The sequence below is a fragment of the Lysobacterales bacterium genome, assembly GCA_016721845.1.
Taxonomy (GTDB): Bacteria; Pseudomonadota; Gammaproteobacteria; order Xanthomonadales; family Ahniellaceae; genus JADKHK01.
The window spans coordinates 1,296,887-1,316,757 of sequence record JADKHK010000013.1; the positions used below are offsets into that span (position 1 = coordinate 1,296,887).

Below are 19,871 nucleotides of genomic sequence, written 5' to 3' on the forward strand. Positions count from 1 at the left end.
GGAGCCATGGGTCGCATTCTTATCGTGGACGATTCACCGTCGCAGATCGAAGGCCTGCGCCGCGTTGTGCAGAAACTGGGTCATGACGTCATCACGGCCGAAGACGGCCAGCAGGGCATCGAAGTCGCCAAGCGCGAATTGCCCGACCTGATCCTGATGGATGTGGTCATGCCGAACCTCAATGGTTTCCAGGCGACGCGACAGATCAGCAAGGATCCGAAGACCAGCCATATCCCGGTCATCCTGGTCACCACCAAGGACCAGGAAACCGACAAGGTCTGGGGCATGCGTCAGGGGGCGAAAGCTTACGTGACCAAGCCGATCAACGAATCGCAGCTGGTCACGACCATCAACGAGCTGTTGCCGAAGTGATCATTCGAGCGTGGCGCGCGGCTTGAAGGCCGGGAACGCGTCGCGCATCGATTCATAGAAACGCCGCTCCGCGTCGCTTGATGCGGGCGGCGTTTGCACATCCAGCAACACGTATTGATCGCCCGGTGGCTGCCCCGGCAAGCCTTTCTCGCGCAGGCGCATCTTGCGCCCGCTTTGCGATCCTTCCGGAATGCGCAGACTGACGCGTCCCGCAAGCGTCGGCACATCGATGGTCGCACCCAGTGCCGCCTCCCACGGTGCGATCGGCAACTTCAGCACCACGTCGCGCCCCTCCAGGCCGAACCAGCGGTGCGGCGCGATCTCGACGCTGATCAGCAGATCGCCGCTACCCGCCGGGCCGGGCTCTCCCTGCCCCGCGAGCCGGATCGTCTGCCCGTTCGCGATCCCGGCAGGAATGCGCACATCCAGGGTCTTCGGGCCATCGCGGCGGGTCACCGTCACGCGCTGGGTGCCGCCGGCATGGGCCATTTCCAGCGGTACCGACAAGCGCGCTTCGAGATCCCGGCCGCGACGTGTCGGGCCGCGCCGCGCGCGTCCGCCGCCACCGAACAGGGATTCGAAGAATTCGCTGAAGCCACCCGCGTCGTTGTCGCCGAAATTGAATTCGTGTCCCTGGCCGAAATCCGGCGGCGGACGGAAGTCGTCGCCGGAGCGGAAGCCACGCCGCTTGAGTTGATCGTAGGCCTTGCGCTTCTCGTCGTCCTTGAGCACCTCGTGGGCTTCGTTGATCGCCTTGAAGCGTTCCTCGGCATCCGATTCCTTGCTCACGTCCGGGTGGTACTTGCGCGCGAGCTTGCGGTACGCCGACTTGATCTCGTCGGTCGTCGCGCCCTCGGCGACCCCCAGGGTTTCGTAGTAGTCACTGAACTTCATGTCTGGTCCCTGATGCGCAACCTCATGCGACGCGCCCCGTGCGCACTTCGACAAACTCAGTGCGAACGGGGCGTTCCGATGTCGCAACTATGCACGAACAAGGTCGATGAGGCGATCAGCTGTTGATCGTGATACGGCGTGGCGCCGCCTCGGCCTTCTTCGGAATCACGATCTCGAGCACGCCATGCTTGCCGCTGGCGCTGATCTGCTCGGCATCAGCCGTGTCCGGCAACGCGAAGCGCCGGTGAAAACTGCCATGCACGCGCTCCACGCGGGTGAACTTGCCGTCCTCACTCCGGGTTTCGGCGCTGCGTTCGCCCTTCAGCGTGAGCACGCCCTTGTCCATGTGGATCTCGATGTCCTTCGGATCGACACCGGGAATGTCGGCCGCGATCACGAAGCGCTTCGGCTCTTCCTTGATGTCGACGCGGGGCTGCCACTGGCTGGTGACGACATTGCTCTGGTCGTCGGCTTCGGGAGTGAAGAACTGGTCGAGCAGCTGCTTCATGCCGCCCTCGAAACCACGAAACTGGGGTTGGGTGTTGTAGCGGATCGAGCTCATGGTGTTTCTCCGTGAAGTTGCGGCACCGTGCCGCGTCGGAGCGGAAATGTGAACGTCGTCCGCCGCTTCAAGTCCCTTGAAACGAGGCGCTTTGACCACAGTTCCATGCGTCTGCGCGCGCGCAGCCCACCCCACGAACAGGAGCAGGACCATGACCATCGCGATCGGCGACCGCATTCCCTCGGCCACGCTGAACTATCTCAAGGACGGCGTCCAGGCCATGCGCAGCGACGACCTGTTCGCCGGCAAGTCGGTGGTGCTGTTCGCGGTACCGGGCGCGTTCACGCCGACGTGTTCGGCCAAGCACTTGCCGGGCTACGTCACCCATCTCGATGCGATCAAGGCCAAGGGCATCGACACCGTGGCCTGCATGGCCGTCAACGACGCCTTCGTGATGGAAGCCTGGGCCAAGAGCCAAAATGCGCCGCAGGACATCCTGATGCTGGCCGACGGCAACGGTGCCTTCTCGAAGTCGCTGGGACTGGAGATGGACGCTACCGCTTTCGGCATGGGCTTGCGCTCGAAGCGTTTTGCGCTGGTCGCGAAGGACGGCATCGTCACCAAGCTGTTCGTCGAGGCGCCGGGCGAATTCAAGGTTTCGGCCGCCGAACACGTGCTCGACAACCTCTGAGCAAGACGTTGTCGCGGGTGCGCCTCGCAATCGCACCCACGACCGACCGATCGCCCTACTCCGCTTCCAGCAAGGACTTGGCGCGCTGCGTCGCGGAAGCAAGGCGTGAGGACGAGGTCATCAGCATGCGCGGATTCTGACGTGCACCCGCGCTGGCGCTGTCGCTCTCGTCGAAGTCCATCGACACATAGCCGAGCACGTCGCCTTCGGCATTGAAGGCCAGACCGGCTGCCCCGGTGCCGACATGCGCCTGCTGCGGCACCGACACGCTCCCCTGCAACACGCCCCAGGACACGATCGGAGCGTCGCCATAGCGCTCTTCCAGTCGTTCCAGCACGTAATAGGCGGTCCCCGGTTCGGCCTCGGCACGCTGCTTCAAGTCGATCGGCTTGAGCAGCTTCGCGTTCGGCTCGGTGATGCGTAGCCAGGCGATGCCTTGGTCCGCGTCGGTGGTCAACGCTTCCGCTTCGAAGGGCTGGTCCTGCCCGGCAAAATGCACGCGGAAGTCGCGTGACTCCAGCTTGAAACCCATCTTCTGGTCGGCGCTCATGCGGCTCATGCCCGGAAAACTCGGGTCGACGACGAGCTTCGGCACCAGCACCAGACCCGAGGCATCGACGATCGCACCGGTGACGCTGGACTCCTGACGCTGCTCCTGTCCGCCATACGCCGACACGATCACGAAGCTGACGCGCACGACGCTGTCGGCATGGGTCTTCAGCAAATGTGCGAAGACGGCCTTGGTTTCCTCATCCGATTCGCTGGCGCCCGCACGCGGCACCAGCATCACTGCAGCCAGCACGAAGGCCACGCCACGCACTATCGATTTCATCGGCCCTGCTCCCATTCGGCGTCGAGGTACAACAGGCGCGTGCGCGAGCCGCGCAGCACCAGGAAAGATAAAGGCGTGCCCGCCTGACGCGCCTTGCGATCGGTCAGTTGTTCGAAACGATCCACGTCGGACACCACGGTGCCGTTCACGCGCAGCACGACATCACCGGCTGCCAGATGTGCCAGACCCGCCAAACCGCCCGGCGCGACGTTGTCGACGATCACACCCTTGCTGTCCGCTGCAATGCCGCGCGAGACGCGATCGTAGAAGCCGATGTTGCGCACGCCGAGATCGAGCCAGTCGATGCTGCGCGATGTCAACGACGACGCTGGTGCCGGCGCAGCCACCGGCGTCACCCGCACCTGCAGCGCCTTGCCGGAACGCCAGAGTCCCAGTGCCAGCGGTTCATCCAGCAGGGTTTCGCGTATGCGCTGCTGCAGCGGCTCGTCGCCACTGTCGCCGGTGACCGGCACGGCGGCACCCGCCAGCGATGTCAGCACGTCGCCGACCTGCACGCCCGCCTTGGCCGCCGGCGCATCGTCGTAGACGCGGGTGATGCGGTAGCCGCCGCTGCTCGGACCTGCGATCAAGGCCGCGGTAGTGGCCGTGATCGGCTGCGTCTCGATGCCGATCCAGGCCTTCGGCAACTCGCGCAGCTTCTTGTCCTCGTCACGTGCCGGCTTGGCGTCGAGCACGCTGATCAACTGCGCACCATTGCGTTCGATATCGACGACCCGACGCGGCGCGGCGCCACCGTTGTCCAGATCCAGTGCCTGCATATCGATGCGCCGACCGACCGGCTTGCCGTCGATGGCATGCACGACGTCGCCGACCAGCCAGGGCGGATGCGCCGTCGCGGCGCGCTTGCCCGGCAACACGCCGGTCACCAGCAGACCGACATCACGATTGAGGTAACGCGAGCGCGCAACGCTCGGCGTCAGTTCGGTGAAGGTGACGCCCCAGGCCTTGACCTCCAGATCATGACCCAGATCAGGCGGATAGCTGGTCGAGACCAGGCTCGTCTTGCGCTCCGTGCCATCGCGCAACAGCGTCACTGCCATCGCCGCGCCAATGCGGCGTTCGGTCAGTGCCCGCAAGAACGGCGGTACCTGTTCCGGTTCCGCGACGGTGACCGCTTCACCATCGATCGCGATGATGCGATCGCCGGCCTCGAGACCGGCCTCCGCTGCGGGCGATTCGCGGATCACCGAACTGACCAGCACGCCACGATCGAATCCGGAGCGCTTCAGCGAGCGCACACCGAACCCGAAGAAGCTGCGCGGCACCGTACCTTCGCGAATCAGGTCAGCCACGATCCTCGCAGCCACCGGGGACGGAATCGCAAACGCCATGTCGCCGCCCATCGAATTGCCGCGGGTGTTGATGCCGACGATTTCGCCGTCCATGCTCACCAGCGGACCACCCGAATTGCCCGGCGAAATCGAGGCGTCATGCTGGATCCAGGCGTAGAAGCGCGCCGTCGGCTGGTTCTGTCCAAGCTGCTGTTCGTAGTCGGCTTCGTCCTGAAACAACGACAGCAACAAGCGTTCGGGATTGTTCACGACGCCTTGCGACACCGAATGCGCCATGCCCCAGGGCGCGCCCATGGCCATCACCACATCGCCAGCTTGCAACTTGTTGTCGCCGGCGAAATGCGCAAATGGAAACCCGGCTTCAGGCACATCGCGGATCTTCAGCACGGCGATGTCGGACAGGGCGTCCTCTCCGACCAGGATCGCGCTCAATTCTCGCTTGTCGGCGAGCACGACGCGGAAACGCTTGCCGTTTTCGGTGACATGGGCATTGGTCGCGACATGGCCGTCGCGCGAAATGATGGTGCCGCTGCCAGCAGACACCCGCAGTTCGGCCCGACCCTGCACGGCATCCTCGCGCACCACGAAGATGCTGACGACATAGGGCAGCACCGCATCGCGTGCGGACTGCATGCGCGCCTGCGTCGCGGCGGCGACTTCGGCGGCCAGCCCGGCATCGGCCTGGACCAGGGTCGACCCCAATCCCAGCAACAACGCGATCAGTCCATGTCGCATCGCACGCATCCTCATCCGGCGTTCTCCGGTGCCGATGTGCCCTCGCCTTCAACCGCGTCGTCGCCCGCCGATTCATCCGGCAGGGATTCGACCTTGGCCAGGCCAACCAGGGCCTCGTCGGCCGGCAAACGGATCAGGGTGACACCTTGCGTGTTGCGACCGACCTGGGCCACTTCGGCGACGCGCGTCCGCACCAGCGTACCCTGGTTGCTGATCAGCATGATCTCGTAGGCCTCGGTGACCTGCAGCGCACCGACCAGGGCACCGTTGCGGTCCGAGGTCTGGATCGCGATCACGCCCTGGGTGCCGCGACCCTTGCGCGGATAGTCGTCCAGCGGCGTGCGCTTGCCGAAACCACGCTCGGTCGCCGTCAGGATGTCGCCGACATCGGCGACGATCATCGTCACCACGCGCTCGCCTTCGGCCAGGGTCATGCCACGCACGCCGCGCGCACTGCGCCCGACCGCACGCACGGCATCTTCGGCAAAACGCACCGCCTTGCCGTTGGACGCGAACAACAGGACATCGCGCGAGCCGTCGGTGATCGCGACATCGACCAGGCGATCGCCCTCGTCCAGCTCGACGGCACGGATGCCGATCGAACGCGGGCGCGAGAAGTCGCTGAGCGGCGTCTTCTTGACCACGCCGGCCTGGGTCGCGAAGAACACGAAACGGTCGTCGCTGTATTCGCGGACTGCCAGCATGGCGTTGACCTTCTCGCCTTCGTCGAGCTTGGGCAGCAGGTTCACGATCGGGCGGCCGCGCGAATTCGGACCGGCCATCGGGAACTGGAACGTGCGCAGCCAGAACACGCGCCCGCCCGAGGTGAAGCAGAGGATGGTGTCGTGGCTGTGGGCGACGAGGATGCTTTCGACGAAATCGAGCTCCTTGATCGCGGTGGCCGAACGCCCCCGCCCGCCGCGACGCTGCGCGCGGTAGTCGGTCACCGGCTGGGCCTTCGCATAACCCGAATGCGACAGCGTCACGACCAGGTCCTGCTTGTCGATCAAGTCCTCGTTCTTCAGGTCTTCCTGATTGTGCTGGATGACGGTACGACGTTCGTCGCCATAGGCTTCCTTCATTTCGAGCAATTCGTCGCGAATCAGGCTCAACAGCAGCGCGGGGTCGGTCAGGATCGCGATCAGTCCGCGGATCGCCTCGAGCAGTTCCTTGTACTCGTCGGTCAGCTTTTCCTGCTCCAGCCCGGTCAGCTTCTGCAGGCGCATGTCGAGGATTTCCTTGACCTGCACTTCCGACAATTGATAGCCGTCCTCGAACAGGCCTTCGTGGGAGGCCAGGTCTTCAGGTCGCGACAACGCCGCGCCGGCCTCGCCGAGCAAGGCGCGCACCAAGCCGGGCTCCCAACGCCTCGACAGTAGTCGTTCCCGGGCCTCGGCCGGGTTCGGCGAGGTCTTGATCAGCTCGATCATCTCGTCGATGTTGGCGAGCGCGACCGTCAAGCCTTCCAGCACATGGGCGCGGCTGCGCGCCTTGCGCAGTTCGAAAATGGTACGGCGCGTCACCACTTCACGACGATGGCGCACGAACGCGACCAGGATCTCCTTGAGGTTCAGCACCTTCGGCTGGCCGTCGAGCAAGGCCACCATGTTGATGCCGAACACGGTTTCCATCTGCGTCTGCTGGAACAGGTTGTTCAGCAGCACGTCGGCCTGCTCGCCGCGCTTGACCTGGATGAAGATGCGCATGCCGTCCTTGTCGGACTCGTCGCGCAGGCCATCGGGTGCGATGCCCTCGATCTTCTTTTCCTTGTGCAGCTCGGCGATCTTCTCGATCAGCCGCGCCTTGTTCACCATGTACGGCAGTTCGGTGACGATGATGGCGTCGCGACCATCGCTGTCGGTTTCGATGTCGGCCTTGGCCCGCACCAGGATGCGGCCGCGGCCGGTGCGATAGGCCTCGATGATGCCGGAGCTGCCGTTGATGATGCCCGCGGTCGGAAAGTCCGGACCGGGCACGTGCTGCATCAGCGCGTCGATGCTGATCTCGGGATCGTCGATCACCGCCAGGGTGGCGTCGATCACTTCTCCGAGGTTGTGCGGCGGGATGTTCGTGGCCATGCCGACCGCGATGCCGGCGGAGCCGTTGATCAGAAGGTTCGGCACCCGCGTCGGCAGGACCGTCGGCTCCAATTCCTTCTCGTCGTAGTTCGGCGTGAAGTCGACCGTTTCCTTGTCGATGTCGGCCAGCAGGTCATGGGTGAGCTTGGCCATGCGCGCTTCGGTGTAACGCATCGCTGCCGGCGAGTCGCCGTCGACCGAACCGAAGTTGCCCTGCCCGTCGACCAGCATGTAGCGCAGCGAAAACGGCTGTGCCATGCGCACCAGGGTGTCGTAGACCGACGCATCGCCGTGCGGGTGATATTTACCGATCACGTCACCGACGATACGCGCCGACTTGTAGTACGGCTTGTTGCTGTGCGCACCGAGTTCGTTCATCGCGAACAGCACCCGGCGATGGACCGGTTTCAGACCGTCGCGCACATCGGGAAGTGCGCGTCCGACGATCACGCTCATGGCGTAATCGAGGTAGCTCTGGCGCATCTCGTCTTCGATGTTGACGCGGATAATTTCCTTGGCGAACTCGGACATCAGGAATCCCTGCAGAATCAGTCGATTGCACGCCGCCCGGAACGGCTGAAAAAGAGCGGTGCGAAGTCTCGGATTCTAGCAGGGAAAGCGGCTGAAGCGCCCGTGTTTTCAGGCGTTTCCGAACATCTGCAGCATCTTCGCCGCGTCGGGTGTTTCGATGACACCGCGCTCGGTCACGAGGGCATCGATCAGCACGGCCGGCACGACGTCGAACACCGGATTCCAGGCATCGACGCCCTCGGCGGCGACGCGCTGACCAGCGTGTTCGAGCAGTTCGCGCGGCTCGCGCAATTCGATGTGGATATCGCCACCGTGCGGCATCGCCATGTCGACCGTCGAACTGGGCGCGACGACCATGAACTTCGCGCCGAAATGGCGCGCCGCGACAGCCAATTGCAGCGTGCCGATCTTGTTCGCGGTGTCGCCGTTCGCGGCGATGCGATCGGCACCGACGATGACCCATTGCACCGCGCCGGTCGACATCAGGTGCGCGGCAGCGGCGTCGGCGATGAGCTTGGCCGGAATGCCGTCGGTCAGCAGCTCCCACGCGGTCAGTCGCGTGCCCTGCAGCCAAGGCCGTGTCTCGGTATTGAATACGCGCGAAAGACGGCCCTGCGCATAGGCGGCACGAATCACGCCAAGCGCGGTGCCGAAGCCGGCCGTCGCCAGCGAGCCGGTGTTGCAGTGCGTGAGCACGCCGGAACCGGGCGCGATCAGGCCTGCGCCGAGTTCGCCCATGTGCCGGTTCGCGGCCAGATCCTCGCGCTCGATCGCGATGGCTTCGGATTCCAGAACATCGGCCGAAACCGAATCACCCAACACGCGCGCCATCCGGTCCAATGCCCAGAACAGGTTCACCGCCGTCGGACGCGATGCCCGCAGCACCGCGAACGCTTCACGCAACGCAGCGGCATGCACGCGGCCGGTCGATCGATCCGCGAGCGAACGCGCCGCCAGCGCGACGCCGTAGGCTGCCGCGATGCCGATGGCGGGTGCGCCGCGCACGGTCAGGTTGCGGATGGCCGTCGCGACTTCGTCCGCAGTCGCGCAGGTGACGAATTCCGTACGCAGCGGCAACACGCGCTGGTCCAGCAGACGCAGCGCCTCGCCCTGCCATTGCACCGCACGGATGCGGTCGTAACGGTCGTAATCGATCATCATGCGGTTCCGGGCAACAGGCCGCGAAGCGTAGCGAGTGAGGGCCTCGGCCGCATCCGTGGCGAACGTCCGCGACTATCGTCATGATCGGCACATGCGCCAATCCAGACTGTCATTGTGGGACGCCGTCACCCATGCCGATCGCGATGCCGCGATCAGGCGCGTCGAGCGTCTGCGCAAGGTTCATCCGAAGGCCACCCGCGAAAGCCTGCACAAGATGCTGGTGCGATCAAAGTGCCTGCAGGCTGGCGCAGTCGGGGCCTTGTCGGCACTGACCGGCGCGATCCCCGGCGTCGGTCGGCTTGCCGCGTTCGCACTCGGACCCTTGGCCGATACCGCGCTGGTCAGCGTGTTGCAGGCTGAACTGGTGCTGGAAACGTTCGCGCTCTACGAGTTCGAACTGCCCGCGGGCGCGGAGAAGATGGCCGTGCTCGGCATCGCTGCATCCAACATCGGCGCCGACGAGATCGCCAAGCGCACCGGACAGATCATCGCCGAGACCCTGGGCAAGGGCCTGGCCGCGCGCCTGCTGATCAAGGCCTGGCCGTTGGCGAAGATCGGCACGGCGGCGGCGACCAATATTGCCGTGACCTACGCCATCGGCAGCCGCGCGCAGAAACTCTGCAAGATGCGCGAAGCCAGCCTCAAGCAATGGCCGGAGCTGATGCGTTCCGCAGTGATGATCAATCCGGCGCAATTGACCGACTGGGCGACGAAGTCGGCGCGCACCGCAGTCGACCAGGCCTTCGACATGATGCGCGGCTGGCGCGAACGCATGACGCAACTGGCGCCGGCGGCCGATGTGCTGCCGTTGTCCGAAACTACTGCCGCAACACCGAAGCGCAGGCGCGCGACGGCACCGGTTGCCGCGACACGCAAGGCTGCGGCCCAACGGAAGCCTGCAAAAAAGGCTGCTGCGACGAAGGTCGCTTCGAAGCGCGCCGCGTCCAGGAGCGCGGCACGCTGATCAGTTCACCAGGAATTCCGCACGACAGCCGTTGTCGACCCAGATCGCCTTGTCGTCGAAACCCCAGCTGACCTGAAAATGGCAGCGTTCGCGACTGCGTTCATAGACCAGATCGGCATTCTTCAAATCATCCACCGGGCAGACCACGCGGCGCTTGCTGCGGGACTCGCAGACAACACGTTCGGACCCACCCGGCTGAGCGTGTGCACCATCGCGGTAATAACGGCCATAACCCCGCTGCGAACTCCAGCCACGGCCGCTGCTGTACGCGCGCGGCACGTCGAAATCGGCGCGACAACCCTTGCGCACCCAGATCCCGGTCTTGTCGTAACCCCAGCTATCGCCCTCGACACAGGCCGAATCGCTCAGGACTTGCCGAAGCTTGACGCCGCCGCTGGTGTCGGCCGTGCAGTAGTTGTCGCGATCACGCTTCGACTGGCAACGAATCACGTATCCGTCTTCAGCCGCGCGCACGCTGTCCGAGAACACGCCACAGGCGAACGCCAGCATCAGACCCGCAACACCGGAATATCGCAACATGATCCACCTCCGAAACCGAACTTGCCGTGAGTCTAGTCCGCAACCGTGAAACGCGAGCGAAACGGCCGCCGCCGCACCGAGCCCTTTCCGCCATCCTGCATCCGATACGGGCCGCGCACACCGGGCACAAGTCCGGTTGACCTCGGCACGCCCGCCCCGTATAGTCCGCGCCCCGAAATTCGGGCAACGAATCCGGGCGGTTAGCTCAGCGGTAGAGCACTGCTTTCACACGGCAGGGGTCGCAGGTTCGAAACCTGCACCGCCCACCACTTCAAAAAACCTGCCTCCGGGCAGGTTTTTTGTTTTATGGTCGGCACTTTCGCGCATCGCCCGAGGACTCCATGGCCGCACCCGCATCATCCGGCAGCAGCAACACGCTCACCCTGTGGATCCTGGTCGCGCTCGTGCTCGGTGCACTGGCCGGTCTAGCGCTCTACTACAGCGGCATCGATACCGCCGAACCGGTGGCCTACCTCGGACTGGTCACGACGATGTTCCTGCGCCTGATCAAGATGATCATCGCGCCGCTGGTGTTCGCCACGTTGACGGTCGGCATCGCCAAGATGGGCGACATGGCCGTGGTCGGACGGCTCGGCCTGAAGGCGATGCTGTGGTTCATCGCGGCGTCGCTGATGTCGCTTGGTCTTGGCCTGCTGCTGGTGAACCTGTTCCAGCCCGGCATCGGACTGAACCTGCCGTTGCCGGAAGCGACGGCGAACTCGGGCATCGCCGCATCGTCGATGTCGCTGGCCGATTTCATCACCCACCTGATCCCGATGAGCATCGCCGACGGCATGGCGAGGAACGAGATCCTGCAGATCGTGGTGTTCTCGATCTTTTTCGGCATCGGCTGCGCCGGTGTGGGCGACAAGGCCCGGGTGCTGGTCGATGCGCTCGAAGGCCTGTCCTACGTGATGCTGAAGGTGACGATGCTGGTGATGGGGTTCGCTCCGTTCGCAGTTTTTGCGGCGGTGGCGGCAGCAATCGCGAAGAGCGGTCCCGGCATCTTCGAAACGTATTTCTTTTTCATGGCCGAGTTCTACCTCGGCATCGTGATCCTGTGGCTGCTGCTGTTCGGCGCCGCCAGCGCCGTGATCGGACGGCGCGCGATCGCGTTGTTCAAGGCGGTGCGCGAGCCGACCCTGCTTGCGTTCGCGACCGCCTCCAGCGAAGCGGCCTATCCGAAAACCCTGGCGCAACTGGAAAAATTCGGTTGCAGCAACCGCGTCGCGGCCTTCGTGCTGCCGCTCGGCTATTCATTCAATCTCGATGGTTCGATGATGTATTGCACCTTCGCGGTGATGTTCATCGCCCAGGCCTACGGCATCGAATTGAGCGCCGCACAGCAACTGACCATGCTGCTGGTGTTGATGGTCACCTCCAAGGGCATGGCCGGGGTGCCGCGCGCGTCGCTGGTAGTGATCGCGGCGACGCTCGCACAGTTCAATATCCCTGAAGCCGGCCTGCTGTTGCTGCTCGGCATCGACCACTTCCTCGACATGGCGCGCTCGGCGACGAACGTGATCGGCAACTCGGTCGCAACGGCCGTGGTGTCGAAATGGGAAGGACAGTTGCGCAGCGAAACCGAGGTCGCGGCCGACCTCGCGAACGCGACCTCGACGGAAGCATCGACGAAGGCCTAATCGCCGACGCGGCGTCGACAGGCAAGCCAACCGATCATCAGGATCGATCCGGCCATTGTCCCCATGGCGCCGCGCGACAGGGCGTCGACGGGATGCGTGGTCTGCGCGACGGCGGCGACCACCTGCAGACTGCCGGTGGCCCAGGTGAGATACGGCCCGCCGTTCTCGGAGACCCGCAGGTTGAGCACATAGTCGCCGGCCGCGATCGGCGACAACGCCAGTTCACCGCTCAGGCCACTGCCGACCGAAAAATCTCCGGCCTGGATGTCGAGCATCAGATCCACGGTCTGGTCATGGACCTCGAAATGGTTTCCCGTCAGCACCGTGGGCGAACCGCCGCGCCAGATCGCGTAAGGAATCCAGACCGCGTGGGCATCGCTGGCCATGATCGGCACGCCGCCACCGATGCTGCCGCCGCCCGACTGCGCCACGCAGTCGCCAGCCGTCGCCAGCATGACGAGCCCACCCAGCAGTCCGATCCACAATCCACGCATCGCGTTTGCTCCCCGGTCGATTGCCCGGACGACGCCCCCGCCTGCTGTTTCCCCCAAGCGGCGTTCAGGCCCGGCATCAATCTCCGCCGCCGCCACCACAACCGCCGCAGCCGCCGCCGGAATCGCCCCCGCCGGAATCACTGCTACCGGAATCGCTGGAACCGCTGTCCGACGAGGACGAGGAACTGCTGTCGCTGCTGCTCGAGGTCGAGGCCGGCTGGCGATAGTCGTGAAAAGCCGCGTAGGCGGTGCCGGCGAGCACGCTGGAACCGACCAAGGCGAGTGCGATCGGCCATTCGTGGTCGCGCGGGGCACGCACGGCGCGGGCGTGCTGCTGACGCAATGCGGCGAGTGCGTCGCGTCCCGCCTGCGTCTGGCCGGGGCGCTTGAACCACAACACCAGCGTCGCGATCGCGAGCAGCACGCACAACACGACCAGCAGTGCCACAGGTCGGTCGCGGGCGATGCCGATCGCGATCTTCGCCACACCAAGGCCAAGCACCAGCAGCGGCGCCACTGCCGACCTGCGTGCGAATGCAGCCGCGGCATCGCGATCCCACATCAGCCCGCGTTGCTCCAAGCCACGCCGCAGCGGAGCCATCGCGCCCGCACTGCGCGTCGCCAGTGTGCCGAGGTTGCCGTCGCGTTGCAGTTCGCGAGTGATCGCGTCGGCCGTCGCGTCCAGGCCGTCGGGCACATGCTTGATCTGCAGGTGCGCGCTGCGCGCATCGAACTGCGCTGCGTTGCGTGCCAGCAACTCGCCGACGACCCGCTCGACCACGCGCGACTCGCCACCCGCCAGTAGTGCCACGGCCGAAGGATCGAGCCCCGATACCGAGGACGCACGTGCAACGCCGACCTGCCGACGTTGCGCCAGTGCGAAAGAGAGGCTGATGATCATCAACACCATGAACAGCAGCAGGAACTTCGGCCCGGACCAGTCGAGCGGATTCAGCGACGCGGCTTCGGCGAACGAACTCGCCATCAGAGCCGTCACGGTGGCCGCGACGCCCGCCGTGATCGCCGTGGGCCGACGCGGCCAGACCGGCTTGCGCACGAGCCAGACCTGTTCGGTGTCGACGCGACGAAAGCGCGCCGGCGCGCGGAATCGTTCCGCCGTCCCCGGCCACCAGCGCTCGGGCGGTGCGCCGAACCAGCGCTCATAGTGGGCCAACGTGTCCGCATACCCGCGTCGATACTGTGCCGAGTCGCCCCGCACGAGCCCGCCCGGACGATGATGGAACGCGAAGCCCAGGGCCGCCGGGCAGAAACGCAGCCAGTAGTCTTCGCTATAGGTGAGGTGCAGATGCCAGACCTCGTCGACCGCCACGCTCGGCACCACCATCCCGGCCTCAACGCTGGCGAGAAAACAGTAGCGTCGATATTCCTCGATGGCGGCCAACGCTTGATCGCGCGACCAACCCTGTTCGCATGCCAGCTTGGCGGCGAAATCGAGCGGCGCTTGCGCATCCTCGAAGGCATGTTCGCGAAGGCGCTGCCACTGTGCGCGCGTCGACTCGGTCCAAGGCGATTCGAGGGTCTGGCCCGTTCGATCAACGCTCATCGTTGCGCTCCACCCGTGGGGTGGCGCGCAGATTATCACCGGCGTGCTGCGGTCACGCTGCCAGCGCGCGCACTGCCGCCGGGATCTCGGCGGCGCTCGCTACCGTGCGCAGGCGCGCCGAAGCGGTATCGAAGCCCTTGCCCTGCTCCATTGCCCACAGCAAGTGATACGGCACGTAGACCGCGCTCGCGCCGAGTTCGAGCACGGGCGCGATGTCCGAGCCCGGCGAGTTGCCGACCATCAGGAACTGCTCTGGACGGATGCCGACTTCATCGAGCACGCGCCGATAGGTCGGCCCATCCTTCTCGCTGACGATCTCGATGCGGTGGAACCAGTTGCTCAGGCCCGACTTCGCGATCTTGGCCTCCTGGTGGAACAGGTCGCCCTTGGTGATCAGCAGCAGCGTGAAATCCTTCGCCACGTCAGCTACCGCGTCGACGATGCCCGGCAGCAGCTCGACCGGATGTTCGAGCACGGCCACGCCGAGGTCGACGATACGCTGGATGTCGGTCGCGCTGATGCGCGCCTCCGTCATCGCGATCGCCGCCTCGACCATCGACAAGGTCATGCCCTTGGCGCCGTAGCCGAAGCGCTTGATGTTGCGACGCTCGACATCGAGCAAGCGCGCATGAACATCGGCATTCGCGATGTCGATGTAGTCCGCCAGCAGTTTCTCATACGCCGCCTGCGCATCGCGGTAATGCCCTTCGCTGTGCCAGAGCGTGTCGTCGGCGTCGAAGGCGACGTGGGTAATCATGCCGACACCAGCTTCAACGCTGCTTCGAGCACGGTGGCATCGGTCGGCAGGATCAGGTTCGCGGCACCCGCGAGCGGCGTGTAGGTGTCGTCACCGACGACGCGCACCAGCGGCTTGGCGCCGTGGCCGCCTTCGACGATGGCGGTGATCACGCCTTCGCCGATGCCGGCGCTGCGACGGCCTTCATCCAGCACGAGGATGCGCTCGCAATCGCCAGCATGTTTGGCGATCGCCTTCGCATTCAGCGGCTGCAGCCAGCGCAGGTCGATGACGCGCGTCTTCTTGCCGGTCTGGGCCTCGACCGCCTTGGCGGTGCGCAGCGCGAACGGCACGCCGTTGCCGAAGGTGACGATCAGCAGGTCCTTCGCATCCTCGTGGTAGACGCGTTCGGCGCCGAACTCGAGCGCCTGATCCGGTGCCGGATACGGCGTCGACCACAAGGCGTCGCCGGCCTCGTACAAGTCCTTGGTCATGTACAACGCGATCGGTTCGAGAAAGGCGCAGACGCGACCGTCGACCTTGGCCATCGCGGTCAGGGTGCGCAGCATCATCGCCGCATCATCGCCACGACTCGGGCAGCCGACGATCAGTCCCGGGATGTCGCGCAGCGCGGTCACCGAATTGTCGTTGTGGAAATGGCCGCCGAAGCCGCGCTGGTAGCCGAGACCGGCGACACGCATGACCATCGGGTTGCGGTACTGGTCGTTCGAGAAGAACTGCAACGAACAGGCTTCGCCGCGGATCTGGTCGCAGGCGTTGTGGAAATACGCGAGGTACTGGATCTCCGGGAACGGCAGCATGCCCATGTTCGCGAAGCCCTGGGCGAGCCCGAGGATCGAGGTCTCGTCGAGCAGGGTGTTGAACACGCGGCTCGACTTGAACGCCTTGTGCAGGCCCTTGGTCACGGTATACACGCCGCCCTTCGCCGCCACGTCTTCGCCGAACAGCAGCGATTCCGGGTACTTCGCGAACAGGTCGTGCAGGGCCTGGTTGATCTGGATCGCGAGATGCTTGGGCGGCTGGCTCTCGGGCAACTGCTTCTCGGAACCGAATACCGCGAGGCGCTGCTCGGGCGTCGGCGTGCGCGCAGCTTCCGCCCTCACCTTCTCGGGCGAATACGGCGCGAGCGGCGCCATCACTTCTTCCTTGGTCTGCAGCTTCGGCGTCTTGTCGGCGTGCTCGGCCGCCGCCATGCACTTGTCGCGAATGGCTTCATAAAGACCCAGCAATTCATCCTTGGTCATCAAGCCGGAAGCGAGCGCAATCTCGGCCGAACGCAACAGCGGATCGGTGGCCTCGACGCGCAGCAACTCCTCGATCGGGCGGTATTCGATCTCGAAGTCGGTACCGGCGTGGCCCATGATGCGCGTGGTGCGCAGGTGCAGGAAGGTCGGGCGGCGCGTGGTGCGGCAATGCAGGACCGCGGCGGCCACCTGTTCGTAGCCTTCGGCGACATCCAGGCCATTGGCGTAGAAGTAATCGAGGCCTTCGCGGTTGCGGAACGCGGCGCCGACCCAGCCGCCCGGCGTCTTCGTCGAGATGCCGATGCCATTGTCCTCGCAGACGAACAGCACCGGCGCGGGCAGGTTCTGGTACGCGCTCCACTGCGCGGTGTTGAAGGCGCATTGCGCAGTCGCATGGTTGCTGGAGGCATCCCCGAACGAGCAGATCGCGATCGAATCTGCGGGAATCGGCAAGGTGTGGCCGACGCGTTTCGCGGTCTCGATGGCGACGGCGGTGCCGAGCGCCTTCGGCAGGTGCGAGGCAATCGTCGACGTCTGCGGCAACACCCACAACGGTTTCGAACCCCAGACCTTGTGGCGTCCGCCCGAGGCCGGATCGTTCTTGCTCGCGGCAAAGCTCAGCGCCGAATCCATGATCGGATCCATGCCCGGCAGCTTGCGGAAGCGCTCGGCCATGAAGCCGCCGGACCGGTAATGCAGGAAGGCCGGGTCGGTGTGGCGCGTCAGGCGCGCGACCATCGCGTTGCCCTCGTGGCCGCTGGATCCGATCGTGTAATAGACCTTGTTCTGCACACGCAGCACGCGCGCCATCAAATCCAGATGGCGCGAGATCAGCTGCGACTCGAACAGCTTCAGGAAATCGTCGGCCGTGCAGAGGCTGCCTGGCAGCACCGCGTCGCCCGGCCGCGGCTTCACGGCCACCGGCCCGGCGTAGTGGCGTACGAACTCCTGGAAGTTCTCGTCGCAGACCTTGGCGCGGTTGACGTCCTTCAGTCGGGCGGGAATCGGGTTCGGGATCGGGTTCAGGTTGAAAGACGGGATCGCGGACATGGTCGGCCACTTCGAAAAAGAGCCGCATTCTACGGGGTCGCGCGACCCGAGTCCGGGGCTTAATCAGGGCTTGGGCGGTGCCGGAAAGGTCACGACCGGGCCGCGGACCGCGCCACCCGGCGGCACATAGGCCGGCGCCGGCTGGCCGCTCGGGCCGAGTTCGCGCACAAAGCGGTAGAGCGAGCGCAGGTCGGACTCCTCCATGTCGCGCAACGCGAACCACGGCATGGGCGGGCGGAACTTCGTGTTCTTCGCGACCTGCACCCATTCGTCCTCGCGCCACTTCGCGAGACTCAGACGCAGGTTCGCGGGATAGGTCGTACCCCAGGGGCCTTGCCAGCCCAGTGCATCGCCCGTCAGCCAGGTCGATTCGGGCACCGCGCCGCCGGTCATGGCGTAGGCCGGCGTGTGGCAGTCATTGCAGCCCGCCACTTTCGCCAGATAACGCCCGCGCGCCACCGACGGCGATGCCTGGGCGGCGGCCGCATGAACCACTCCCGCCTCACCGGCACGCGGGTCGGCCGCGACTTGCGCCCATCCCAATGCTGCAGCTGCGACCACGCTCGCGGCCAGGATCGCTTTCGTCATCGTGTTCATCTCGTTTCCGTCGTTGGGGGGTTCCCGGTCCTGACGAAATCGCATGCAGAATCGTGTCATCGCCCCGCGACATCGCTGAATGCCGGCGCCGGACGCGCTACGCTGCACGGATGTCCCCAAAATCCACTGTCTACAAAGTCGAGCTGCAGATCTCCGATCTGGACCGGCACTACTACCAGGAACACAACCTCACGCTGGCCCTGCATCCCTCGGAAACCGAGGAGCGGCTGATGGTGCGCCTGCTGGCCTTCGCGATGAATGCGGACGAGCGCCTGAGCTTCGGGCGTGGCCTGAGCACGGACGACGAGCCCGACCTGTGGCAGCGCGACGACACCGGCGAGATCGCGTTGTGGATCGAAACCGGGCAACCCGAAGAGGCCGACATCCGCCGCGCCTGCGGTCGCGCGCGCCAGGTGCTGATCTACACCTACAGCGGCCGCAGCGCGCAGGTCTGGTGGGACAAGGTCGGCAGCAATCTCAACCGCAAGAACCTCACCGTCATCGACCTGCCCGCGGAATCGGTGCAAGCACTCGCCGGCCTCTGCGAACGCACGATGCGCCTGCAATGCATGATCGAAGACAAACACGTGCAACTGATGAACCAGAACGGCTCGGTGTCGATCGATCCGGTGGTCCGCGTCGCCACAAGCGTGCGCTGACGACGCGGCACACCGGACGCTATTCGAAGTTCCCGGGCGATCCACCGAACACGGTATCCAGCGGACCGCCCAGCACGTAGGTCGGAACGGGCGTTTCATAGGCGCCACCGATCTGGCCGGTGCCCAGTTGCCCGAAGCTGCCGTGGCCCCAGCACATCACGTTGATCGGATCGGTGCGCACGCGCGCGCAGGTGTGTTCGCTGCCGGCCGCGATGGCGGAGACCTCGCCAACGCCGACCACGGCGACGGGTACGACGTGGTTGTTGCGATTCCTGCCATCGCCGACGTTGCCGAAGTAGTTGTATCCCCAACAGCTCATCGCGCCACCGTCGCGGATGACACAACTGTGGAAGTCGCCGGAGGCCACCGCGCTGGCATCAGCGATGCCACTCACCGCCACCGGCACGGCGCTGTCCTGACCGAGTCCGTCACCCAGCGCGCCATAGCTGCCAGAGCCCCAGCAGGCGACGCTGCCGCCTTGCAGCACCGCGCAGTTGTAGTCGCTGCCGGCGCTGAGTGCGATCGCCGTGCTGATCCCGAACACGTCGACCGCCGCGAGCACGCCCGGATCAGGATTGATGCCGCCGTTGCCGAGCTGTCCGCGGTGATTGCGACCCCAGCACTTCACGCTGCCACCGTCGACGATGGCGCAACTGTGGCTTTGACCGACCGCGATCGCGGTCGCGCCGCTGATGCCGACGGCCTGTACCGGAACATTGGTTTCGGTGAAGGCGCCGTTGCCGAGCTGGCCGTGATAGCCATGCCCCCAGCACCACACGGTCTCGTCTTCCAGCACGGCACAGCTGTGGTTGCCGCCGGTCGCCACCGCCAGGGCGGTCGTGATGCCGACCACCGCCACCGGCGTGCCCGGACTGGATCCGCTCCCGTGGCCGATCTGGCCCCAGCGGTTGTAACCCCAACACCAGACACCGCCCGAGCCCGTGACGGCGCAAGTGTGCTGGTAGCCGCCGTCGACCGAGACGACATCGGTCAGGCCTTCGACCTGCACCGGCGCCGCGTAGCTGTAGTTCGCCGCGATGTCGCCGAGCTGACCCTGTTCGTCCCAGCCCCAGCAATGCAAGTCGCCGCCCGGCACGACGGCACAGGTATGCCCGCCACCGGCCGCGAGTTCCTGGGCGTGAGCCGCCATCGACAGGAGCAGGACCGCCAGCGCACCCGTTGCCGCCCAATACCCCGATGTCGAACGTTTGGTCTTGCGCATGATCGCCGTCTCCGATTCCGACGCAACG

18 protein-coding genes and 1 tRNA gene are annotated in these 19,871 nt (G+C 65.4%); 6 read left to right on the forward strand and 13 right to left on the reverse strand.

Translation table 11 applies throughout. The features are described from left to right. Positions 1-6: 6 nt before the first annotated feature. Positions 7-372 carry a response regulator gene (locus tag IPP28_13265; protein ID MBL0041982.1) on the forward strand — a complete coding sequence of 122 codons (366 nt, stop codon included), beginning with the start codon at positions 7-9 and terminating at the stop codon, positions 370-372. Here IPP28_13265 and IPP28_13270 read toward each other — a convergent pair whose 3' ends face one another. Continuing rightward, complete coding sequence (locus IPP28_13270; GenBank protein ID MBL0041983.1) at positions 373-1,266, reverse strand: DnaJ domain-containing protein; 894 nt, start codon at positions 1,264-1,266, stop codon at positions 373-375. Between the two features lie 115 nt (positions 1,267-1,381). After that, complete coding sequence (locus IPP28_13275) at positions 1,382-1,828, reverse strand: Hsp20/alpha crystallin family protein (GenBank protein MBL0041984.1); 447 nt, start codon at positions 1,826-1,828, stop codon at positions 1,382-1,384. Between the two features lie 151 nt (positions 1,829-1,979). Here IPP28_13275 and IPP28_13280 point away from each other — a divergent pair, with 151 nt between their 5' ends. Continuing rightward, the gene (locus IPP28_13280; protein MBL0041985.1) at positions 1,980-2,459 is read left to right on the forward strand and encodes a peroxiredoxin; all 480 of its coding nucleotides are present in this window, start codon (positions 1,980-1,982) and stop codon (positions 2,457-2,459) included. A gap of 55 nt (positions 2,460-2,514) precedes the next feature. Here IPP28_13280 and IPP28_13285 read toward each other — a convergent pair whose 3' ends face one another. From IPP28_13285 to mtnA, 4 genes are all read right to left on the reverse strand, one after another. Beyond that, on the reverse strand, positions 2,515-3,291 hold the full coding sequence (locus IPP28_13285; protein MBL0041986.1) for a hypothetical protein: 777 nt from the start codon (positions 3,289-3,291) through the stop codon (positions 2,515-2,517). Next, on the reverse strand, positions 3,288-5,348 hold the full coding sequence (locus IPP28_13290; GenBank protein MBL0041987.1) for a PDZ domain-containing protein: 2,061 nt from the start codon (positions 5,346-5,348) through the stop codon (positions 3,288-3,290). Before IPP28_13290 ends, IPP28_13285 begins: the two co-directional genes overlap by 4 nt. 2 nt (positions 5,349-5,350) lie before the next feature. Then, positions 5,351-7,948, reverse strand: coding sequence for a DNA gyrase subunit A (gyrA, locus tag IPP28_13295; GenBank protein ID MBL0041988.1), 2,598 nt, complete (start codon positions 7,946-7,948; stop codon positions 5,351-5,353). 108 nt (positions 7,949-8,056) lie between these two features. Then, the gene (gene mtnA, locus IPP28_13300; GenBank protein MBL0041989.1) at positions 8,057-9,109 is read right to left on the reverse strand and encodes an S-methyl-5-thioribose-1-phosphate isomerase; all 1,053 of its coding nucleotides are present in this window, start codon (positions 9,107-9,109) and stop codon (positions 8,057-8,059) included. A gap of 91 nt (positions 9,110-9,200) precedes the next feature. On the opposite strand from mtnA, the gene IPP28_13305 reads away from it, so the two are divergent. After that, entirely contained in the window at positions 9,201-10,073 is an 873-nt protein-coding gene (locus IPP28_13305; GenBank protein ID MBL0041990.1) for a hypothetical protein, read from the forward strand. On the opposite strand, the gene IPP28_13310 is transcribed toward IPP28_13305, so the two are convergent. Beyond that, positions 10,074-10,613, reverse strand: coding sequence for a DUF3011 domain-containing protein (locus IPP28_13310; protein ID MBL0041991.1), 540 nt, complete (start codon positions 10,611-10,613; stop codon positions 10,074-10,076). It lies immediately after the preceding gene. A gap of 194 nt (positions 10,614-10,807) precedes the next feature. On the opposite strand from IPP28_13310, the gene IPP28_13315 reads away from it, so the two are divergent. Then, a tRNA-Val gene (locus IPP28_13315) sits at positions 10,808-10,882 on the forward strand. Between the two features lie 72 nt (positions 10,883-10,954). Beyond that, entirely contained in the window at positions 10,955-12,256 is a 1,302-nt protein-coding gene (locus IPP28_13320) for a dicarboxylate/amino acid:cation symporter (GenBank protein ID MBL0041992.1), read from the forward strand. On the opposite strand, the gene IPP28_13325 is transcribed toward IPP28_13320, so the two are convergent. The 5 genes from IPP28_13325 to IPP28_13345 form a co-directional block, all read right to left on the reverse strand. Then, on the reverse strand, positions 12,253-12,750 hold the full coding sequence (locus tag IPP28_13325; protein ID MBL0041993.1) for a hypothetical protein: 498 nt from the start codon (positions 12,748-12,750) through the stop codon (positions 12,253-12,255). The genes IPP28_13320 and IPP28_13325 overlap by 4 nt on opposite strands. A 76-nt stretch (positions 12,751-12,826) precedes the next feature. Continuing rightward, entirely contained in the window at positions 12,827-14,314 is a 1,488-nt protein-coding gene (locus IPP28_13330; GenBank protein MBL0041994.1) for a TIGR04222 domain-containing membrane protein, read from the reverse strand. A 52-nt stretch (positions 14,315-14,366) separates the two neighbouring features. Then, the gene (locus IPP28_13335; GenBank protein ID MBL0041995.1) at positions 14,367-15,071 is read right to left on the reverse strand and encodes an HAD family hydrolase; all 705 of its coding nucleotides are present in this window, start codon (positions 15,069-15,071) and stop codon (positions 14,367-14,369) included. Further along, on the reverse strand, positions 15,068-17,365 hold the full coding sequence (locus tag IPP28_13340) for an MFS transporter (protein MBL0041996.1): 2,298 nt from the start codon (positions 17,363-17,365) through the stop codon (positions 15,068-15,070). The genes IPP28_13335 and IPP28_13340 overlap by 4 nt, the downstream gene beginning before the upstream one ends. 63 nt (positions 17,366-17,428) lie before the next feature. Beyond that, the gene (locus IPP28_13345; GenBank protein MBL0041997.1) at positions 17,429-17,953 is read right to left on the reverse strand and encodes a cytochrome C; all 525 of its coding nucleotides are present in this window, start codon (positions 17,951-17,953) and stop codon (positions 17,429-17,431) included. A 119-nt stretch (positions 17,954-18,072) separates the two neighbouring features. Here IPP28_13345 and IPP28_13350 point away from each other — a divergent pair, with 119 nt between their 5' ends. After that, positions 18,073-18,621 (forward strand): YaeQ family protein, encoded by a 549-nt coding sequence (locus tag IPP28_13350; GenBank protein ID MBL0041998.1) that lies wholly within the window; start codon positions 18,073-18,075, stop codon positions 18,619-18,621. 19 nt (positions 18,622-18,640) lie between these two features. Here the strand turns inward: IPP28_13350 and IPP28_13355 are convergent, their stop codons facing one another. After that, positions 18,641-19,843 (reverse strand): chromosome condensation regulator RCC1, encoded by a 1,203-nt coding sequence (locus tag IPP28_13355; protein ID MBL0041999.1) that lies wholly within the window; start codon positions 19,841-19,843, stop codon positions 18,641-18,643. Positions 19,844-19,871: the final 28 nt, after the last annotated feature.

Bases quoted from the DNA above. Each gene is read 5' to 3' on its own strand.
- IPP28_13265 (MBL0041982.1), top strand. From the start codon at position 7: ATGGGTCGCATTCTTATCGTGGACGATTCACCGTCGCAGATCGAAGGC.
- IPP28_13270 (MBL0041983.1), bottom strand. From the start codon at position 1,266: ATGAAGTTCAGTGACTACTACGAAACCCTGGGGGTCGCCGAGGGCGCG.
- IPP28_13275 (MBL0041984.1), bottom strand. From the start codon at position 1,828: ATGAGCTCGATCCGCTACAACACCCAACCCCAGTTTCGTGGTTTCGAG.
- IPP28_13280 (MBL0041985.1), top strand. From the start codon at position 1,980: ATGACCATCGCGATCGGCGACCGCATTCCCTCGGCCACGCTGAACTAT.
- IPP28_13285 (MBL0041986.1), bottom strand. From the start codon at position 3,291: ATGAAATCGATAGTGCGTGGCGTGGCCTTCGTGCTGGCTGCAGTGATG.
- IPP28_13290 (MBL0041987.1), bottom strand. From the start codon at position 5,348: ATGCGTGCGATGCGACATGGACTGATCGCGTTGTTGCTGGGATTGGGG.
- gyrA (MBL0041988.1), bottom strand. From the start codon at position 7,948: ATGTCCGAGTTCGCCAAGGAAATTATCCGCGTCAACATCGAAGACGAG.
- mtnA (MBL0041989.1), bottom strand. From the start codon at position 9,109: ATGATGATCGATTACGACCGTTACGACCGCATCCGTGCGGTGCAATGG.
- IPP28_13305 (MBL0041990.1), top strand. From the start codon at position 9,201: ATGCGCCAATCCAGACTGTCATTGTGGGACGCCGTCACCCATGCCGAT.
- IPP28_13310 (MBL0041991.1), bottom strand. From the start codon at position 10,613: ATGTTGCGATATTCCGGTGTTGCGGGTCTGATGCTGGCGTTCGCCTGT.
- IPP28_13320 (MBL0041992.1), top strand. From the start codon at position 10,955: ATGGCCGCACCCGCATCATCCGGCAGCAGCAACACGCTCACCCTGTGG.
- IPP28_13325 (MBL0041993.1), bottom strand. From the start codon at position 12,750: ATGCGTGGATTGTGGATCGGACTGCTGGGTGGGCTCGTCATGCTGGCG.
- IPP28_13330 (MBL0041994.1), bottom strand. From the start codon at position 14,314: ATGAGCGTTGATCGAACGGGCCAGACCCTCGAATCGCCTTGGACCGAG.
- IPP28_13335 (MBL0041995.1), bottom strand. From the start codon at position 15,071: ATGATTACCCACGTCGCCTTCGACGCCGACGACACGCTCTGGCACAGC.
- IPP28_13340 (MBL0041996.1), bottom strand. From the start codon at position 17,365: ATGTCCGCGATCCCGTCTTTCAACCTGAACCCGATCCCGAACCCGATT.
- IPP28_13345 (MBL0041997.1), bottom strand. From the start codon at position 17,953: ATGACGAAAGCGATCCTGGCCGCGAGCGTGGTCGCAGCTGCAGCATTG.
- IPP28_13350 (MBL0041998.1), top strand. From the start codon at position 18,073: ATGTCCCCAAAATCCACTGTCTACAAAGTCGAGCTGCAGATCTCCGAT.
- IPP28_13355 (MBL0041999.1), bottom strand. From the start codon at position 19,843: ATGCGCAAGACCAAACGTTCGACATCGGGGTATTGGGCGGCAACGGGT.